This window comes from Streptosporangium saharense (genome assembly GCF_014203715.1).
Classification (GTDB): domain Bacteria; phylum Actinomycetota; class Actinomycetes; order Streptosporangiales; family Streptosporangiaceae; genus Streptosporangium; species Streptosporangium saharense.
In genome coordinates, this window is sequence record NZ_JACHJP010000003.1 from 596,437 (window position 1) to 613,478 (window position 17,042).

At 71.2% G+C, this 17,042-nt stretch carries 18 protein-coding genes; 11 read left to right on the top strand and 7 right to left on the bottom strand.

Features of this window, described 5'->3' with window-relative positions; all coding sequences use genetic code 11:
- Positions 1-30: 30 nt before the first annotated feature.
- Positions 31-447, top strand: coding sequence for an HIT family protein (locus FHS44_RS18680; RefSeq protein WP_184716285.1), 417 nt, complete (start codon positions 31-33; stop codon positions 445-447).
- 5 nt (positions 448-452) lie between these two features.
- Here the strand turns inward: FHS44_RS18680 and FHS44_RS18685 are convergent, their stop codons facing one another.
- Positions 453-1,163, bottom strand: coding sequence for an SDR family oxidoreductase (locus tag FHS44_RS18685; protein ID WP_184716287.1), 711 nt, complete (start codon positions 1,161-1,163; stop codon positions 453-455).
- A 73-nt stretch (positions 1,164-1,236) separates the two neighbouring features.
- Between FHS44_RS18685 and FHS44_RS18690 the strand changes: the two genes are divergently transcribed.
- The 9 genes from FHS44_RS18690 to FHS44_RS18730 all read left to right on the top strand — a co-directional run bounded on the left by FHS44_RS18690 (position 1,237) and on the right by FHS44_RS18730 (position 9,478).
- Positions 1,237-1,788 carry a TetR/AcrR family transcriptional regulator gene (locus tag FHS44_RS18690; protein ID WP_184716289.1) on the top strand — a complete coding sequence of 184 codons (552 nt, stop codon included), beginning with the start codon at positions 1,237-1,239 and terminating at the stop codon, positions 1,786-1,788.
- A gap of 83 nt (positions 1,789-1,871) precedes the next feature.
- On the top strand, positions 1,872-3,068 hold the full coding sequence (locus tag FHS44_RS18695; RefSeq protein WP_184716291.1) for a sensor histidine kinase: 1,197 nt from the start codon (positions 1,872-1,874) through the stop codon (positions 3,066-3,068).
- A 128-nt stretch (positions 3,069-3,196) separates the two neighbouring features.
- Positions 3,197-3,958, top strand: coding sequence for a LytR/AlgR family response regulator transcription factor (locus tag FHS44_RS18700; protein ID WP_184716293.1), 762 nt, complete (start codon positions 3,197-3,199; stop codon positions 3,956-3,958).
- On the top strand, positions 3,955-4,362 hold the full coding sequence (locus FHS44_RS18705) for a DUF485 domain-containing protein (protein WP_184716295.1): 408 nt from the start codon (positions 3,955-3,957) through the stop codon (positions 4,360-4,362). Before FHS44_RS18700 ends, FHS44_RS18705 begins: the two co-directional genes overlap by 4 nt.
- A complete protein-coding gene (locus tag FHS44_RS18710) occupies positions 4,359-5,858 on the top strand; it encodes a sodium/solute symporter (RefSeq protein WP_184716297.1) in 1,500 nt (499 codons plus the stop codon). Before FHS44_RS18705 ends, FHS44_RS18710 begins: the two co-directional genes overlap by 4 nt.
- A gap of 79 nt (positions 5,859-5,937) precedes the next feature.
- On the top strand, positions 5,938-6,078 hold the full coding sequence (locus tag FHS44_RS18715) for a hypothetical protein (protein WP_184716299.1): 141 nt from the start codon (positions 5,938-5,940) through the stop codon (positions 6,076-6,078).
- A 5-nt stretch (positions 6,079-6,083) separates the two neighbouring features.
- Complete coding sequence (locus FHS44_RS18720) at positions 6,084-7,355, top strand: YcaO-like family protein (protein WP_184716301.1); 1,272 nt, start codon at positions 6,084-6,086, stop codon at positions 7,353-7,355.
- A 180-nt stretch (positions 7,356-7,535) separates the two neighbouring features.
- The gene (locus FHS44_RS18725; RefSeq protein ID WP_184716303.1) at positions 7,536-7,871 is read left to right on the top strand and encodes a DUF485 domain-containing protein; all 336 of its coding nucleotides are present in this window, start codon (positions 7,536-7,538) and stop codon (positions 7,869-7,871) included.
- The gene (locus tag FHS44_RS18730; RefSeq protein ID WP_184716305.1) at positions 7,868-9,478 is read left to right on the top strand and encodes a monocarboxylic acid transporter; all 1,611 of its coding nucleotides are present in this window, start codon (positions 7,868-7,870) and stop codon (positions 9,476-9,478) included. The genes FHS44_RS18725 and FHS44_RS18730 overlap by 4 nt, the downstream gene beginning before the upstream one ends.
- A 46-nt stretch (positions 9,479-9,524) precedes the next feature.
- On the opposite strand, the gene FHS44_RS18735 is transcribed toward FHS44_RS18730, so the two are convergent.
- On the bottom strand, positions 9,525-10,448 hold the full coding sequence (locus FHS44_RS18735) for an aldo/keto reductase (RefSeq protein ID WP_184716307.1): 924 nt from the start codon (positions 10,446-10,448) through the stop codon (positions 9,525-9,527).
- 112 nt (positions 10,449-10,560) lie between these two features.
- On the opposite strand from FHS44_RS18735, the gene FHS44_RS18740 reads away from it, so the two are divergent.
- Positions 10,561-11,136: a TetR/AcrR family transcriptional regulator gene (locus FHS44_RS18740; RefSeq protein ID WP_312863716.1), complete on the top strand. Its 576-nt coding sequence runs from the start codon at positions 10,561-10,563 to the stop codon at positions 11,134-11,136.
- Positions 11,137-11,142: 6 nt separating this feature from the next.
- Here the strand turns inward: FHS44_RS18740 and FHS44_RS18745 are convergent, their stop codons facing one another.
- The 5 genes from FHS44_RS18745 to FHS44_RS18765 all read right to left on the bottom strand — a co-directional run bounded on the left by FHS44_RS18745 (position 11,143) and on the right by FHS44_RS18765 (position 17,035).
- On the bottom strand, positions 11,143-12,612 hold the full coding sequence (locus tag FHS44_RS18745; RefSeq protein WP_184716309.1) for a WS/DGAT/MGAT family O-acyltransferase: 1,470 nt from the start codon (positions 12,610-12,612) through the stop codon (positions 11,143-11,145).
- 165 nt (positions 12,613-12,777) lie between these two features.
- Entirely contained in the window at positions 12,778-14,460 is a 1,683-nt protein-coding gene (gene polX, locus FHS44_RS18750; RefSeq protein WP_184716311.1) for a DNA polymerase/3'-5' exonuclease PolX, read from the bottom strand.
- 26 nt (positions 14,461-14,486) lie between these two features.
- The gene (locus tag FHS44_RS18755; protein ID WP_184716313.1) at positions 14,487-14,921 is read right to left on the bottom strand and encodes a hypothetical protein; all 435 of its coding nucleotides are present in this window, start codon (positions 14,919-14,921) and stop codon (positions 14,487-14,489) included.
- A 227-nt stretch (positions 14,922-15,148) separates the two neighbouring features.
- On the bottom strand, positions 15,149-16,534 hold the full coding sequence (locus FHS44_RS18760; RefSeq protein ID WP_184716315.1) for a phenylacetate--CoA ligase family protein: 1,386 nt from the start codon (positions 16,532-16,534) through the stop codon (positions 15,149-15,151).
- A 54-nt stretch (positions 16,535-16,588) separates the two neighbouring features.
- The gene (locus FHS44_RS18765) at positions 16,589-17,035 is read right to left on the bottom strand and encodes a pyridoxamine 5'-phosphate oxidase family protein (protein ID WP_184716317.1); all 447 of its coding nucleotides are present in this window, start codon (positions 17,033-17,035) and stop codon (positions 16,589-16,591) included.
- Positions 17,036-17,042 lie beyond the last annotated feature (7 nt).

Genomic DNA, 17,042 nt, shown 5'->3' on the forward strand with positions numbered 1-17,042 from the left:
CATGACCGGGGGGAATCCTATTCTGGGGGGATGTCAGCCGAGGGATGTCTGTTCTGCGCCATCGCCACGGGGGAGCGGCCGGGGAACGTGGTGTTCTCCGACGAGGTCGCCTTCGCCTTCCTGGACGTCAGGCCCGTCTTCAAGGGGCACGTCCTGGTCGCCCCGGCCGCGCACGCCGAGACCCTCACCGACCTGCCCGCCCCCTCGGTCGGCCCGTTCTTCGAGCGGGTCCAGGCCGTCGCCACCGCCGTCGAGCGGGGCCTTGAGGCGGGCGGCACGTTCGTGGCGATGAACAACCGGATCAGCCAGAGCGTGCCGCACCTGCACGTCCACGTCGTGCCCCGCAACCGCAAGGATGGCCTGCGCGGCTTCTTCTGGCCGAGGACCACCTACGACGGCCCAGGGGAGGCCGAGGCGTACGCCTCACGCGTCCGTGCGGCCCTCTGAGGCCTTCACGCCTTGAGGCGCCAGCCGCCGTCGACGGTGATGACCGTGCCGGTGACGAAGGAGTTGCCGACCACGAAGGCGATCGCCGAGGCGACGTCCTGAGGCCTGCCCACCCGCCCGGTCGGCGAGCCCTGCGCCGCGGTGGCGAGCACCCCGGCCTTGCCCTCCTCGTTGGGCCCGGTCCACCAGCCGGTGTCGATCACCCCGGGGGAGACCGCGTTCACCCGGATCGGGGCAAGCTCGACGGCCAGACCGGGGACGACCGACTCAAGGGCGCCGTTGACGGCGGCCAGCCCCGACACGCCGGGGGCGGACGAGCGCGCCGAGGCGGCCGAGACGAAGGTCAGCGACCCCTCGGGCGACAGGGTGTCGAGCGCGGCCTGCGCGGTCAGCAGCTGCGGGACGAGCTTGTCCTGTACGGCCGACGTCAGCTTCTCCCGCGTCAGCGTCCGTAGCGGGCCCGCCGCCTGACCCCGTCCCGACACGGTGACGACCACGTGGTCGACGACGCCGAGCCCGGCGAAGAAGGCACGCGTCGCCTCGACGTCCCTGGCGTCGAGGGCCTCCCCCGAGGCGCGGTCCCCGAGCCGCTTGAGAGCCGCCTCGACCCTTTCCGCCGACCGGCCGGTGACGACGACCTCGTGGCCCTCCCCGGCGAGCAGCTCGGCGGTCGCCAGGCCGATGCCCGAGGTGCCTCCCACGATCACAACACGCATTGAGTCCCCCAAAAACGAGTCATTGTGCCTCGAAATCGTAAATCGAGACATGGTGTCCTGTAAAGTGCGTGCCATGGTGGGCAGACCGCGCAGCGAGGAGGCCAGGAGGGCGATCCTGCGGGCCGCTCTCGGCCTGTGCGCCAGGGACGGATACCCCAACGTCACCCTGAAGGGCATCGCCGAGGCCGCGGGTGTCGGCAGGCAGACGCTCTACCGCTGGTGGCAGACCAAGGGGGAGGTGCTGCTTGAGGCGGTCGCCGACCTCGCGGGCACCGAACTGGCCCCTCCGCCGGAGAGCGGCGACCCGTGGCGTGATCTTGAGACCTTCCTGAGGGAGACGTTCACGCTGGTCGACGGCGTGGCGAGCCAGGCGGTCGTCGGCCTGATGGCCGACGCGCAGAGCGACCCCGTCTTCGCCGCGCGCCTGCAGACCGAGCTCATAGAGCCACGCAGGCGGATCCTGCGGACGGTGCTCGAACGGGGCGCGCTGCCCCCCGGCGTCGATCCCGGGCTGGCGGTCGACGTCGTCTTCGGCGTGATGTGGTACCGGCTGCTCAACCGGCACGCCCCGGTGGACACGGCCCTCGCGGACGAGATCTGCGCGCTGCTGGCCCGGATCCGTTGAGGAGTTCTTGATCTACAATGTAAAGGCGTGAGGGATATCCGTCGAAGGGGCGCCGACCCACGTGCGAGGATAGGGTCCGGGACGTGGAACCCCTCGTCGCAGCGCTGCTCGTAGCCGCCCTGGTGGGCGTCCCGGCCCTGGTGCTGTGGCGCGTACTGCGCGGCAGGCGCGAGCTGGGCAGCAGCCCGGCCGAGCGCGCCACCTTCGAGACCCTGCACACCGCCTCCCTGGCCGCGCCGCCGCTGCGGGCCGGGCTCACCGAGACGGGCACCCAGAAGGCCTCACGGCACCTGCGGGAGCTGCTGGGCTCCCCGGCGCTGGCCATCACCGACGGGCAGCGGCTGCTGGTCTACGACGGCGAGGGCGAGCACCACGCCGCCGACGCGTTCGCCTACGCGGCCAAGACCCTCGGCGGGGGCCGCACGCAGGTGCTCGGCCCCGAGGTCGTCTCGTGCGACCTCCCGGAGTGCCCGATCAGATACGCCGTCGTGGTTCCGCTCACCACGGACGGCCGGGTCGTCGGCTCCCTGGCGGCGTACGGCGGGCACGCCTCGGCGGGCCTGGTCAGGGCGACCCACGAGGTGGCCAACTGGGTGGACTCCCAGCTTGAGCTGGCCGAGCTCGACCGGTCGCGGACGCGGCTGATGGAGGCCGAGGTCAGGGCGCTGCGGGCGCAGATCTCCCCGCACTTCATCTACAACTCGCTGACGACCATCGCCAGCTTTGTACGCTCCGACCCCAACCGGTCCCGTGAGCTGCTGCTGGACTTCGCCGACTTCACCCGCTACTCCTTCAGGCGGCACGGGGAGTTCACCACGCTCGCCGAGGAGCTGCGTTCCATCGACCGCTACCTGACCCTGGAACGCGCCAGGTTCGGCGACCAGCTCCAGGTGACGCTGCGCATCGCCCCCGAGGTGCTCGCGGTCGCCGTGCCGTTCCTGTGCCTGCAGCCGCTTGTCGAGAACGCCGTCAGGCACGGCCTGGAGAGCAAGCCGGGCGTCGGCCGCATCTCGATCGTCGCCGAGGACGCCGGGGCCGAGTGCCGGATCAGCGTGGAGGACGACGGCGTCGGCATGGACCCCGAACGGCTGCGCCGGGTCCTGGCGGGGGACGCCGACGAACGCTCTGGGACGGGCGGGGTCGGCCTGGCCAACGTGGACGAGCGGCTGCGCCAGGTCTACGGCGACGAGTACGGGCTGGTGGCCGAGACGGGCAAGGGCGCGGGGACCAAGGTGAGCGTCCGGGTGCCGAAGTATCACCCGGGAGTCTCAGCCCACTGAAGCCCACCGAGGCTCACCGAGGCTCACTGAGTGCTTTCTGTGGATTCGGCAGGTCAGGAACTGTTGACAGGTGATGTCTGATTCATCACCCTCTAGGAATTCCCCCTCGACGATCCGGAGGAGCGCCCGTGACCGGTCTTCGAGTCCTGGCCGTCGACGACGAGATTCCCGCCCTTGAGGACCTGGCCTACCTGCTGCGGGACGACCCGAGAATCGGCGAGGTCGCCCAGGCGCGGGACGGCGCGGCGGCGCTGCGCGTGCTCGACAGGGCCATCGCCGACGGGCGGCCGATCGACGCGGTCTTCCTCGACATCCGGATGCGCGGCCTGGACGGGGTGGTGCTCGGCAGGCTGCTGTCGCAGTTCGCCAACCCGCCCCGGGTGGTGTTCGTGACGGCCTACGAGGAGCACGCGGTCGACGCCTTCGAGATCAAGGCGGAGGACTACCTGCTCAAACCGGTCAGACCCGAACGGCTGGCCGAGGCCGTACGGCGGGTGTGCGTGTCGGCGGAGCTGCCCGACGGGGACGGGACGGGCCGTACGGACCCGGGCACGATCCCGGTCGAGCTGGGCGGGGTGACCCGGTTCGTGGCCAGCACCGAGGTGCGCTACGTCGAGGCGCAGGGCGACTACGCGCGCCTGCACACCGCGGGCGGCAGCCACCTGGTCCGCATCCCGCTGGCGACCCTGGAGGAGCGCTGGTCGTCTGCGGGCTTCGTGCGCGTGCACCGCAGCCACCTGGTGGCCGTCAAGCACATCGACGAGCTGCACATCGACTCGGGGCGGTGCGTGGTGCGGGTCTGCGGGACCGAGATCCCGGTCAGCCGTAGGCACACCAGGGAGCTTCGTGACCTGCTGGTCCGCAGGGCCCGCAAGGGCAGGCCGGAGTGAGCAGGTCAGGGGCCGACCATCCGCGCGGGGACGACGGGCGTCCGCGCCGCGAGGTGGTCACCAGCCCGCGCACCACGGCCGCCCGCAACCCGCGCTACCCGGTGACCAGGGAGATCGACGAGCAGACCCGCCTGGGCGAGGTCTACATGCGCTCGCTGGTGCGCACCCAGTTCCGGCTCGCCCTGTTCGTGTGCACGGTGCTGGCCTGCGTGGTCGGTGGCCTGCCGCTGCTGTTCACGCTCGTGCCCGAGCTGCGCGCGGTCGTGGTGCTGGGCGTCCCCCTGCCGTGGGTGGTGCTGGCGGGCCTGATCTACCCGGTCTTCGTCACCGGCGCCTGGCTCTACGTACGGCAGGCCGAGCGCAACGAGCGTCACTTCGCCGAGCTGGTGGACCGGGCGGGGTGAACGCCGTCCACGGGGTGGCCGCGGTCGTGCTGGTGATGCTCACCACGGTGCTGATCGGGGCGTTCGGCATCCGCCTGTCCCGCACGACCTCCGACTTCTACGTCGCCTCCCGCACGGTCTCCCCGCTGTGGAACGCCTCGGCCATCGGCGGGGAGTACCTGTCGGCGGCGAGCTTCCTGGGCATCGCGGGGCTGATCCTGGCCTACGGCGCGGACATGCTGTGGCTGCCCGTCGGCTGGACCGGTGGCTACCTGGTGCTGCTGGTCCTGGTCTCGGCGCCGCTGCGCCGTTCGGGCGCCTACACGCTGCCCGACTTCGCCGAGGCGCGCCTGGGGTCGATGGCCGTACGGCGGATGGCCGGGGTGCTGGTCGTGCTGATCGGCTGGCTGTATTTGATGCCGCAGTTCCAGAGCGCCGGGCTGGTGCTGCGGGCCGTCACCGGGGCGCCCGAGTGGGCGGGCGGTCTGCTGGTCGCGTGCGTGGTCGGGGTGAACGTGCTGTCGGGTGGCATGCGGTCGATCACGTTCGTGCAGGCCTTCCAGTACTGGCTCAAGCTGACCGCGCTGGCCGTGCCGCTGGTCTTCCTGCTGCTGGCCTGGCGGGCGGACGGCGCGCCGGGGCTGGGCGCGGCGGACGCGGTCACCTGGGCGCTGCCGCTGTCCGGCGGCAGGGAGTACGGCCTCTACTCGACCTACTCGCTGATCCTGGCCACGTTCCTGGGGACCATGGGGCTGCCGCACGTGCTGGTGCGCTTCTATACCAACCCGGACGGGCGGGCCGCGCGCCGTACGACACTGGTGGTGTTGTCGTTGCTGGGGCTGTTCTACCTGATGCCCGCCGTGTACGGCGCGCTGGGGCGGATCTACCTGCCGGAGCTGCGGGGCAGCGACATGGTGGTGCTGACGCTGCCGGGGCGGCTCGTCGGGGGCGTGGCGGGCGACCTGCTGACCGCGCTGGTGACGGCGGGGGCCTTCGCGGCGTTCCTGTCCACCTCCTCGGGGCTGACGGTCTCGGTCGCGGGGGTGATCGGGCAGGACATCCTGCGGGGCGGGGTCCGCTCGTTCCGGGTCGCGGCGGTCGTGGCGGTCGCCGTGCCGCTGGCGCTCGCCTCGGTGGCGCGCTCGCTGCCGGTCGCCGACGTGGTCGGGCTGGCCTTCGCGGTCTCCGCCTCCTCCTTCTGCCCGCTGCTGGTGCTGGGCATCTGGTGGCGGCGCCTGACGCCGCCGGGGGCGATGGCGGGGCTGGTGGTCGGGGGCGGCCTGGCCTGCGGGGCGGTGCTGCTGACGATCGGGGAGGGGCCGCACACGGGCCTGGCGGGGGCGCTGCTGGCCCAGCCGGCCGCCTGGTCGGTGCCGGTCGCCTTCACCGTCATGATCGTGGTCTCGTTGCTGACCAGGAGCCGTATCCCGCCCGGGGTGGCCAGGATCATGGTCCGGCTGCACACCCCGGAGACGCTGGATCTCGACCGGGGTGACTGGCGCCCTCGCTCCACTTGACAATGATCTATTACATATGTCGAAATTACCTGTAATGTAAGGACATTTCTGTTATTCGAGTGACGAAAGGGAGCGTGCGATGGGCAACAGCAACTCCAACGGCCAGTCGCTTCTCAAACCGGACGGGTTCCAGCTGGAGGACAGCTTCTCGGTGACCCTGTCCGAAAGGGTGCTCCTCGACGAGTTCTTCACCATCCGGTTCGCCCCCGGAACCCTCTGACGACGATGGCGCGCGCCCAGCGCGAGCGCGGCACCGGCCCGGCCGGAGCGCTCGCCGTCATCGAGTCCGTCCTCGCGGACCGCGGGCTCTCGGCCGAGATGGTCTCGGCGGGTTCCGCGGAGTTTCCCGTGCACCGCTGCACCGTGCGCGACCCCGAGGGACGCGCGGTCACCGCCTCCCTCGGCAAGGGCGCGGGCGCCCAGAGCAGGGTCAGCGCGCTGTTCGAGGCCTGGCAGCACCTCCAGCACGAGGAGGGCCAGGCGGCGCTCGCCCACGACAGCGGGCGGGTGCGGGCGATGCCGGTCGGGACCGTGGTCTGCCAGCCCGAGCTGCGCGGGGAGGAGATGATCCAGCGCCTGGCTCGCGACTACCCGGACGCCGGTCTCGCCTGTCTGCGCGCCGAGCCCCTGAGCCCGGGACGGTCCCCGGTGTGGTACCCGGCCTTCTCCCGCTCGCCCTCCTGCCGCAGCCACCCGATCCCCGGGGACGACCTGCGCTACGAGCCCTACCTGCGCTACGCCTACGACAACGGCACCGCGGCCGGGGTCAGCGAGCAGGACGCCCTGCTGCACGGCCTCCTGGAGGTCGTCGAACGGGACGCGCTGTCACACGCCCTCCTTGAGTGGTACCTCGGCGGGCGATCCCGCCTCTCCGCGCTCGACCCGGAGAGCCTTCCCCCCGACCTGCGCCGCCTGTACGGCGAGGCCGCGGCCTACCTGGGAGCGCTCCCGCTGGTCATCGACATCACCTCGGACCTGGGCATCCCCGTCTACTGCGCGCTGCCCTCGCGGGCCGGGCCGTACCCCGGGGTGATCGGCTCCGGAGCCTCCCTCGACCCCGAGTACGCCGTCGAGCGGGCGCTCACCGAGGTCGTCCAGTCGTCGTTCAACCTTTCCCTGGGAGTCGACCTGACCCTGGGCCGCAGGCTGGAGAGCCTGCGGCGGTGGCCGCTGCTCGAACGCTGCGCCCGGCTCGACGCGGCCCCGCTGCTCGACCGGGTCACCTTCGACGCGCGGCCGCCCGAGGCCGGTCCCGGGGGTGCTCCCGGGGACGTTCCCAAGGGTGTCGGCGAGCAGATCGCCGTGGTCCTGGAGACGCTGGAGCGCGCCGGGTTCGGGGCCTACTCCTTCCGGTGGAACCCCGAGCACGACAGGTGCCCGGTGCTCACCGTGATCGTCCCCGGCCTTGAGGCGTTCTCCATGGTGCACAGCGCGGTGCCCGTGCTGCCCACGGGCCGGGCCCTGCGGCGGCTGGCGGGACCATTGACGTGTCGCTGACCCGTCGTTGACACCTCGGCCCGGCCGCTCGGCGCACGGAAAGGACCTTTCACCGCACACCATCACCAACTTGCCGCGACGCGACGCCACCTGGGCGAAGAGCCCCGCCCCGGCACTGCACGCGGGGTACCGTCCCCTCCTACGTTGTCCGTGATCCACATCACATATGCGGGAGGTCCGATGACCGCCGGGCGGCACGAACCATCGGTTTACGAGCGGATAGAGGCAGAGGAGAACTTCCAGGAACTCAGACGGCGCTTCCGGTCCTGGGCCTTCCCGATGACCGCGGCCTTCTTCGCCTGGTACCTGCTGTACGTGGTGCTGTCCGGATGGGCGCGTGACTTCATGGGCGTCAAGCTGTTCGGCAACGTCAACGTGGCCCTGGTCCTCGGGCTGCTCCAGTTCGTCTCGACCTTCTGGATCGCCTGGGCCTACTCCCGCTACGCCGAGCGCAGGCTGGACCCGCTGGCCGAGGAGATCCGCAACGGCGCCGAGGCGGAGAGGAAGTCGGCGTGAGCCACCAGACACTCTCCACGCTCCTGTTCCTGGTCTTCGTCGCGGCGACGCTGGGCATCACCTTCTGGGCCAGCCGCAACACCAAGGACGCCGCCGACTTCTACGCGGGCGGACGCTCCTTCAGCGGCGTGCAGAACGGCCTGGCGATCGGCGGCGACTACATGTCGGCCGCCAGCTTCCTCGGCATCGCGGGGATCATCGCCCTGTCGGGCTACGACGGCTTCCTGTACTCCATCGGCTTCCTCGTCGCCTGGCTGGTCGCGCTGCTGCTCGTCGCCGAGCTGATGCGCAACTCCGGCAAGTACACCATGGCCGACGTGCTGGCCTTCAGGATGAGCCCGCGCCCGGTCCGCACGGCGGCGGGCGTGTCCACCATCACCGTCTCGATCTTCTACCTGCTGGCCCAGATGGTCGGCGCTGGCGCGCTGGTCGGCCTGCTGCTCGGCGTCACCTCCCCGACGGGCAAGGCGCTGACGATCGTCGGCGTCGGCCTGCTGATGGTCATCTACGTGGTCGTCGGCGGGATGAAGGGCACCACCTGGGTGCAGATCGTCAAGGCCGTGCTGCTGATGACCGGCGCGGCCCTGGTCACCCTGCTGGTGCTCGGCCGCTACGGCTTCAACGTCTCCGGGCTGCTCGGCGCCGCCGCGACCGGCAGCGGCAAGGGCGACGCCTTCCTCATCCCCGGCCTGAAGTACGGCACCGCCGCCCAGGGCCTGGCCGGGAAGATCGACCTGATCAGCCTGGGCCTGGCGCTGGTGCTCGGCACCGCGGGCCTGCCGCACATCCTGATCCGCTTCTACACGGTCCCCACCGCCAAGGAGGCCCGCAAGTCGGTCCTGTGGGGCATCGGCATCATCGGCGTCTTCTACCTGCTGACCCTCGTGCTCGGCTTCGGCGCGGCGGCGATGGTCGGCGGGAAGGCGATCGCCGGGCAGGACAAGGCGGGCAACACCGCGGCGCCACAGCTCGCAGAGGCGGTCGGCAGGGCCGTGTTCGGCGAGGTCGGCGGCACGATCCTGCTCGCGGTCATCGCCGCCGTCGCCTTCGCGACCATCCTGGCCGTCGTCGCGGGCCTGACGCTGGCCTCCTCCTCCAGCTTCGCCCACGACCTGTACGCCCACGTGTTCAAGCGCGGCCAGGTCACCGAGGGGGAGGAGATCCTGGTCGCCAGGATCTCGGCCTTCGTCATCGGCGCCGTCGCCATCGGGCTCGGCATCCTCGCCCAGGGGCAGAACGTGGCCTTCCTGGTCTCGCTGGCCTTCGCGGTCGCCGCCTCGGCCAACCTGCCCGCCATCCTCTACAGCCTCTTCTGGCGGCGCTTCAACACCGCCGGAGCGGTCTCGGCCATCTACGGCGGCCTGCTGTCGGCCCTGATCCTGGTGGTCTTCTCCCCGGTCGTCTCGGGAAGCGCCACCTCGCTGTTCCCCGACGCGAACTTCGCCTGGTTCCCGCTGAGCAACCCCGGCATCGTCTCGATCCCGCTGGGCTTCCTGGCGGGCTACGTGGGGGCGCGGCTCAGCAAGGAGTACAACCCGGCCAAGTACGCCGAGATCGAGGTCCGCTCGCTCACCGGCATCGGTGCGGAGCAGGCCGTACGGCACTGAGGAAATCCGGGCACCGGTGGGCGGGGGCCCGCCGGTGCCCGGGACGTCAACGTGAGGCCTCGTCCAGCAGGGTCAGCTCCTCCTCGCCCAGCTTCAGCTCGGCGACGGCGAGCAGCGGGGCGAGCTGCTCGACGGTGCGGGCGCTGGCGATCGGGGCCGCGACCGTCGGCTGGGCCGCCAGCCAGGCCAGCGCCACCGTCGCCGGGGCCACGCCGCGCTCGACGGCCACGCTGTCCAGCGCGTCGAGCACCCGCAGGGCCCGCTCCGACGACAGGTACTCCGACGCCGAACCGGCGCGGGCGCTGTCCACCTCGACGCCGGGACGATACTTGCCGGTCAGGAACCCTCTGGCCAGCCCGAAGTACGGCGTGCTGACCAGCCCGTTGGCGGCGACCACGTCCCGCAGCGCGCCCTCGTACTCGCGTTCGAGCAGGTTGTAGTGCTGCTGCAGGGCGACGTAGCGGGCCAGGCCCTCCCGCTCGGAGATCGCCAGCGCCTCGGCGAGCCGTTCGGGACCGTAGTTCGAGGCCCCGATGTCACGCACCTTGCCCTCGCGGACCAGGGCGTCGAACGCGCCGAGCGTCTCGTCGAGCGGCGTCTCCTGATCGTCGATGTGCGCCCAGTACAGGTCGATGTAGTCGGTCCGCAGCCGCCGCAGCGAGTCCTCGACGGCAAGGCGGATGTTCGCCGAGGAAAGGCCGCGCCTGCTGCCCAGCGAGCCGACCTTGGTCGCGATCACGACCCGGTCGCGGTTGCCCCGCGAGGCCAGCCACTCGCCGATGATGGTCTCCGACTCGCCCCCCGAGTTGCCGGGGATCCACGCGGAGTAGGAGTCGGCGGTGTCGACGAAGTTCCCGCCCGCCTCGACGTAGGCGTCCAGGACGGCGAAGGAGGTGTCACGGTCCGCCGTCCAGCCGAAGACGTTGCCGCCGAGACAGACGGGGAAGAGGCTCAGTTCGGAGAAGGTCATGCCGCTCAGATTAGGCGCCTGGCGATCACGGTCCGCACCGGGTTCTCCCCGCCGGTGGTTCGGAATCGGTACGGCATGGAAAAACGCGTTACCGGGCGGTTATCGTCTGGCTGTGGGCAGCCTCAGACCGCGCTCCGGTGGCGCCACAGAGCCGGACGCGCGCACACGCATCCTCGACGCCGCGGAGAAACTGTTCGCCGGTGGCGGCTACGAGGCCACGCCGACCGCGGAGATCGCCCGGCTGGCCCAGGTGCCCAAGGGGCTCGTCTTCCACTACTTCCCCAGGAAGATCGACGTGCTGGTCGCGCTGATCGACGAGCGCACCCTCGTCGAGGAGGTCCCCGAGGTCGAGGCCGTCCCCGGCGACGCGGCGAAAAGCCTGTCCCGGCTGGCCCGCCGCCTGCCGCTGCGGGCCTCCCCGGCGATGCGCCGCATCCTGTTCCGCGAGGCCGACACCCACGGCTCTGTCCGTGACCGGCTCGGCAGGCTGAACGGGGAGATCGTCAGGCGGGCCCGCTTCGCCCTGGAGCTGGCGCTGCCGACCCGGCGTGGAGACGCGGCCAGGCTTGAGGTCGCGGCGGTCACCTTCGCCGCCGTGCTGCTGCACCAGGAGAACCTCTGCCAGCTCACCGGCCACCACATCGACCCGGACGCCGTCGCCGAACTGATCGCCCACGCGCTGGGCTGACGGCGCTCAGGAGACGCGCGGGTCGAGCGCGGCCAGCTCCTCCATCGCCTCCCGCAGGTGGTCCATCAGCCGCCACACGTCCTTCACCCGCTCCGGGCAGGCGAGGATCCCGAAGTCCAGCGAGCCGTCGTAGGAGAAACAGGTGATGTTGAGGCCGCCGCTCATGTCGCTCAGCGCCGAGACCGGGTGGTAGGCCAGCAGCCGAGCCCCGCACAGATAGAGCGGCAACTGGGGGCCGGGCACGTTCGAGACGATCAGGTTGATCGGCGGCATCGTGACCGAGGCGAGCCGGGAGATCGCCGGGGTCGCGACCGAGGTGAGGACCGTGGGCAGCAGCGAGGACAGCTCGTCGAGCCAGGTGGCCGGTGCCCCGGCGAAGCGGCGTTTGGCCACGCCCATCGTCCGCCCCATGGTCCGCAGCCGCTCCAGCGGGTCGGCCACGTCCGTCGGCATCTGGGTGATCATGACGGAAAGGCGGTTGCCGATCACACCCCCGGCCCGTGCCGCCGGGGTGCGCACCGAGACGGGAACCGCCGCGACCAGCGGCCGGTCGGGCAGCGCCTCACGCTCACGCAGCCAGGAGCGCAGCGCCGAGGCGCACACCGTCATCACCACGTCGTTGACGCTGAGCCCGAAGGACTTGGCGACGTGCCTGACCTCGGTGAGCGGGATCGAGCCGTAGGCGAAGCGCCGTTTCGCGGTGATCGGGCCGTTGAACGGCGTGCGGGGCGCGGCCAGCGGCGGCAGGTCGGGCAGCTCGGCCTGGTTCCCGCTGATCGACCTCGCGGTCTCGGCGACCGCGCGTGCCCCGGGCAGCGCCGAGAGCACCGGCATCGCGTCCAGGTCGGTCATCATCCTGCCCAGCGCGCGCAACGCCCTGCCCGGATACGACACGGACTTGGCCGCAGCGACGGTGAGCATGGCCAGCGGCCCCAGCACCTCCTCGGGTTCCGGTACGGCGAGCGCCCCCGGCGCCGGGGGGACGGCACGCGGCTCGGGCGTGAGGTCGAGCATGGCCGCCAGGGTCTCCGCGCCGGAGACGCCGTCCACGGCACAGTGGTGGATCTTGGCGTAGAGCGCGACCCGCCCCCCGGACAGCCCGTGGATCAGGTGCATCTCCCACAGCGGGCGGCGACGGTCGAGACGCCGCTCGTGGATGCGGGCGACCTTCCTGGCGAGCTGCCTGTCGCTCCCGGGGGAGGGGAGAGTCACCTCGTGGACGTGGGCGGAGACGTCGAGGTCGGCGACCTCCTCCCAGTAGGGCCGGTCCAGCCCGAAGGGCACCTCGACCAGGCGAAGGCTCAGCGCGGGCGCCAGGTGCAGCCGCTCCCGAAGCAGGCCGACCAGCGCCTCACGGGTCAGCGTGCCCCCCGGGCAGTGCTCGGGGTCGAGGATCGCCAGCCCGGCGACATGGGTCGTGGTCGTCGCCGTCTCGGCATGCAGGAACTGTGCGTCGAGGGCGGTCAGCTGGCGCATCGGTCGAACCTTCTCACGGAGAACAAACTGTTCACGTCCATCATCACCCCGCCCCTGCCTGGGGGCCTTCACCACCACTCAATACGCATGCCGTACAGAAAGGACGTCCTGCCCCTACCCGGTCAGGTAAGAGTTGTGTCTGGGAACGGCATGAAGCGCCGAGGGTCATGGACGCAGGAGGTCCAGCAGCCGTTCGACCGGCCAGGTGTTGACCACGTCCTCCGCGGTCAGCCAGGCGCGCTGCGCGACCCCGACCCCGAACCGCTGGTTGGCCAGGTGGGGAACCGCGTGGGCGTCGCTGTCGATCGAGAAGCGCACCCCGTGGTGGCGCGCCAGCCGTACCAGATCGGAAGGCAGGTCGGAGCGGTCGGGGAAGGAGTCGATCTCCATCACGGTGCCGGTGCGGGCCGCGGCGCGGAACACCTCGTCCCAGTCGGCGTCCACCGGCGGGCGCCTGCCGATCCTGCGCGTCGTCGGATGGCCGATCACGTGGACGTGCGGGTTCTCGCACGCGACGACGAACCGCCTGGTCATCTCCTCCCGCGATTGGGTGAAGTGGGAGTGCACACTCGCCACGCACACGTCGAAGCCCGCGAGCACCTCGGCGGGCCAGTCCACGGAGCCGTCGGGGGCGATGTTCAGCTCGGTGCCGTGCAGCAGCCGCATGTCCGGATAGTCCTCCTGGAGCCGCCGCAGCCGCTCACGCTGCGCCAGGGCCTTGTCCAGGGTCATCCGCTGCATCGCCAGGTCCGGGGCGTGGTCGGTCACCGCGTAGTAGGAGTGGCCGCGCGCGTGGGCGGCGGCGACCATCTCCTCAAGCGAGGCGATGCCGTCGGTCAGGTCGGTGTGGGTGTGCAGGTCGCCCCGAAGGTCCTCCTCGGTGACCAGGACGGGCAGCGCGTCCCTGAGCGCGGCGTCGATCTCGCCGCCGTCCTCCCGCAGCACCGGCGGGATCCACGCCATGCCCAGCGCCCGGTAGACGTCCTCCTCCCGCTCGGCGGCGACCACCCGGTCCCCGTCGAACAGGCCGTACTCGGAGAGCTTCCACCCCTTCTTCACCACGATCTCCCGAAGGTGCACGTTGTGCTCCTTGGACCCGGTGAAGTACTGCATCGCCGCGCCCCACGACCCCGCGGGGACCAGCCGCAGGTCAACCTGGAGCCCCTCGCGGGTGCGCACCGAGGTCTTCTTCTCGCCCGAGGCGATGACCTCCGCGACGTACGGCTGCGCCCTGAAGACCTCCATGAGGCTCTCCGGGCCGACGGCCAGGATGTCCACGTCGCCGACGGTGTCCTTCATCCTGCGCAGGGACCCGGCGTAGGCGATCCGCTCGGCGGGCAGCGAGGCGATGATCCGCTCGGCCAGCTCCATGGCGACGCCGATGTGCACTCTCCTGCCGGCCTGGTCGAGCTGCTCGATGCCCCTGAGCAGGTTCTCCTCGGTCTTGGGGCCGAAGCCCCGCACGCCCCGCAGCCGTCCCTGCCCGATGGCCTCGGCGAGCGCCTCTGGGGAGTCGATGCCGAGCTCCTGGAAGAGGAAGACGGCCTTCTTCGGGCCGAGGGAGGCGATCCTGGTCAGCCGCCGCACCCCCTCGGGGATGCGCGCCCGAAGCTCGTCGAGCTGGCGGAAGCTTCCCCGTTCGAGGTACTCCTCGACCTTGCCCGCGATGGCCGCGCCGACGCCCGGCACGTTCCTGACCGGGACGGCCGCGACGTCCTCGGGGAACCCGGCGATCGCCTTGGCCGCCTTCTGGTAGCTGCGCACCCGGAAGGCGTCACCGCCCGCCATCGCGAACAGTTCGGCGTACTCGTCGAGGGCCGCCGCCACGGCGTCATTAGCTCGTGCCATGGCAGCAGCCTAGATCTCCCGGGGACTCACCCCACGGGCGCGCCACCGATGGCGCACGCCCGGCACGGAGGCCGCCCGCAGGTGCACTGCGTGATGGCGTTCAGGACGCCGTGGTCGTGGTAGAGACACCGGTCCCGGCAGGTGTGGCGCGGGATGAACCCCGCCTGGATCTCGTCGGGCCAGGGCTCCTCGCCGTCACGGCAGCGCAGGAACAGCTCGGGGTCGGCCACGTGCAGGTCCTGCATGCTCGTCCTGGCCTGGCTCTCCAGCCCCCGCGTCTCGGCGGTCATGGCCCTGAGCTGGTCGGCGAGGCCGGAGTATCGCTCGTCGCCGGTCCGCACGTGCGCGGCCCGAAGCGCCATCACCGCGTTGCCCAGGAAGCGGACCGCGTCCTGCAGGTCGGTGGTGTGGTGCATCTGGACGCCGGTAACGCCCCGCACCCAGACGGCGTCGTTGTTCATGAAAGAATCCCCTGGATTTCGGCTGGGGCCAGCATAACCGGGCCTTTGCGCGTTCTTGGTGACGCGGCGCCGCCTTTTACGCTAGGCCGGTCACCGATTTCCCGGGGCGCGGCGAAAGCCGATCACCGGAACCCCTGTTTTTCCGGGATCGGGCCGGTGAGCTGCGAAGACACCGGGTTCCCGCCGCCTTGCGGATTCTTTGTGATAATTTTGGAAAACGGAAAGGCTCACCGCCTGGTGTAACGGTGCTTTCCTCCGGGCGGGAAGTACTCGGGGTCGCCCTTCTCCCTCAGGGAGACGACCGGGGGCTGCCGCGCCGGGGGCACGTACGCCGCGAACTCACTGTTGAGGCGCAGCAACTGGGCCAGGATCGACTCCCCGACCAGCCGCTCGGTCTCCTCGGAGCCGCGCACCCCGGCCGCCAGCTCGACCGCCACCGCCAGACGCCGGTCGTGCCCCGCGTCCTCGGCCACCTCAAGCACGAACCTGCCCGTCACCAGGGAGCTGACCTCCGGCTGTTCGAGCCCGGCCGCGATGTTCTCCGGATAGACGTTGGCGCCGTAGTAGGACACCGTGAAGTGGCTCCTGCCGAAGACGTAGACGAACGGCAGCCGCGGCTCCCGGGACGTCGGGCGGAAGCCGTACCCGGCCAGGAAGTCGAGCATCCGGTCGTGCGGGACCAGGCCGCCCTCGTCGGCGATGTGGTAGCGGACGAGCGGAACGCCGTTGTCCCCGGAGAACAGCAGCGTCCCCTCGTGCTCCTCGAAGAAGCGCACGGCCGGGTCGTACTGCAGGAGCGTCGGCAACGGCTGCCTTCCGAACAGTTCCTCGGCCACCTCGGGCCGCTCGGCCAGGAAACGGCGGATCCGGATGGACAGCGGCGTCTCGTTGCCGAGCACCCCGGCGTCGGCGGTGCCGTACAGGGAGGCGGTGTCGAGCGCGGGGTCGGTCATGCCCGTCCGCTCGGCGACCAGGGTGCGCCACTGCTCGCTGAACGACTCCCCGGCGGTGACCAGCTTGAGCGAGTAGTCGGCCCACGGCACCCCCTCGGCGATCCCGGCGTCGATGACGTCCTTGAGGAAGGGGGGATAGCCGAGCAGCACGACCTGGTCGAAGTGCGGGGCCAGCTCGGGGATCACCCGCAGGATCTCTCTCCGGTCGCTGCCGGGCGCGACGCAGGTGACCGGGTATCCCCTGGCGGCCAGGTGACGGCAGCAGGCCAGCGTGAACAGGCCGCCGACCCAGGTGCCGAGCGCGAAGCAGACCACCGCCAGCGTACGGCGGCCCGCCGCCCCGAACGCGTCCCTGAAGACCTCCTCGAACCGTTCGGAGATCACCTGCTCGTCGGCCACAGAACGCGGCCAGAACGACGGCGTCCCCGTCGATCCGGACGAGACCGAGATCATGTCCCCGATCACCCCGTCCCGGCACAGCTCGGGCAGGGGATAGCGACGGGTGTAGGTGTCCTTGCTGGTCAGCGGCAGCCGTACGAAATCATCAAATGTCTGGACCTGGGAGGGATCGATGCCCCGCTCCCTGAGGAACGCCCCATAGGCGGGCACCGACGCCGCCACCCGATGAAACAGCTCGACCACACGGTCACGAGGATCCATCGCCCGACTGTACGGCCCGGCCCCCCGGCCGGGCGAGCACCGGCCGGAGGCCGGTCAGGAGGGGTTGCCCGCCAGGCGGTCCGGGGTTACCAGGACGACCGTCCGCCGCTCCTCGGCCATGACCCGGTCGTAGGTCGGCCAGTCGTCGTGGGTCCCGCCCGCCGCGGCGAAGGCGAACCGCAGCAGGATCCGCAGATCCTCGGCGTCGAACCCGGGCATCGGGTCGTCCGGCCCGACCAGCTCGACCGGCCCGTCCGCCGAGGCCCACCGCCAGCCCGCCCGCAGCACCACCGAGGCGTACGGCCTGGCCCGCAGGTCGGTGAGCTTGCGGGCGTCACCCCTGACGACGAACGAGACCACCGGCCGCCCCGAGACGGGATGCTCCAGCACCCCCGCGTTGACCACGGAGGAGCGGATCGTCCCGTCGGGGCGGAAGGTCGAGGCGACGGCCAGGCCGTGGTCACCGTCGACAAGGCGTGAGAAGTCCGTGAGATCGGTCACAGACCGA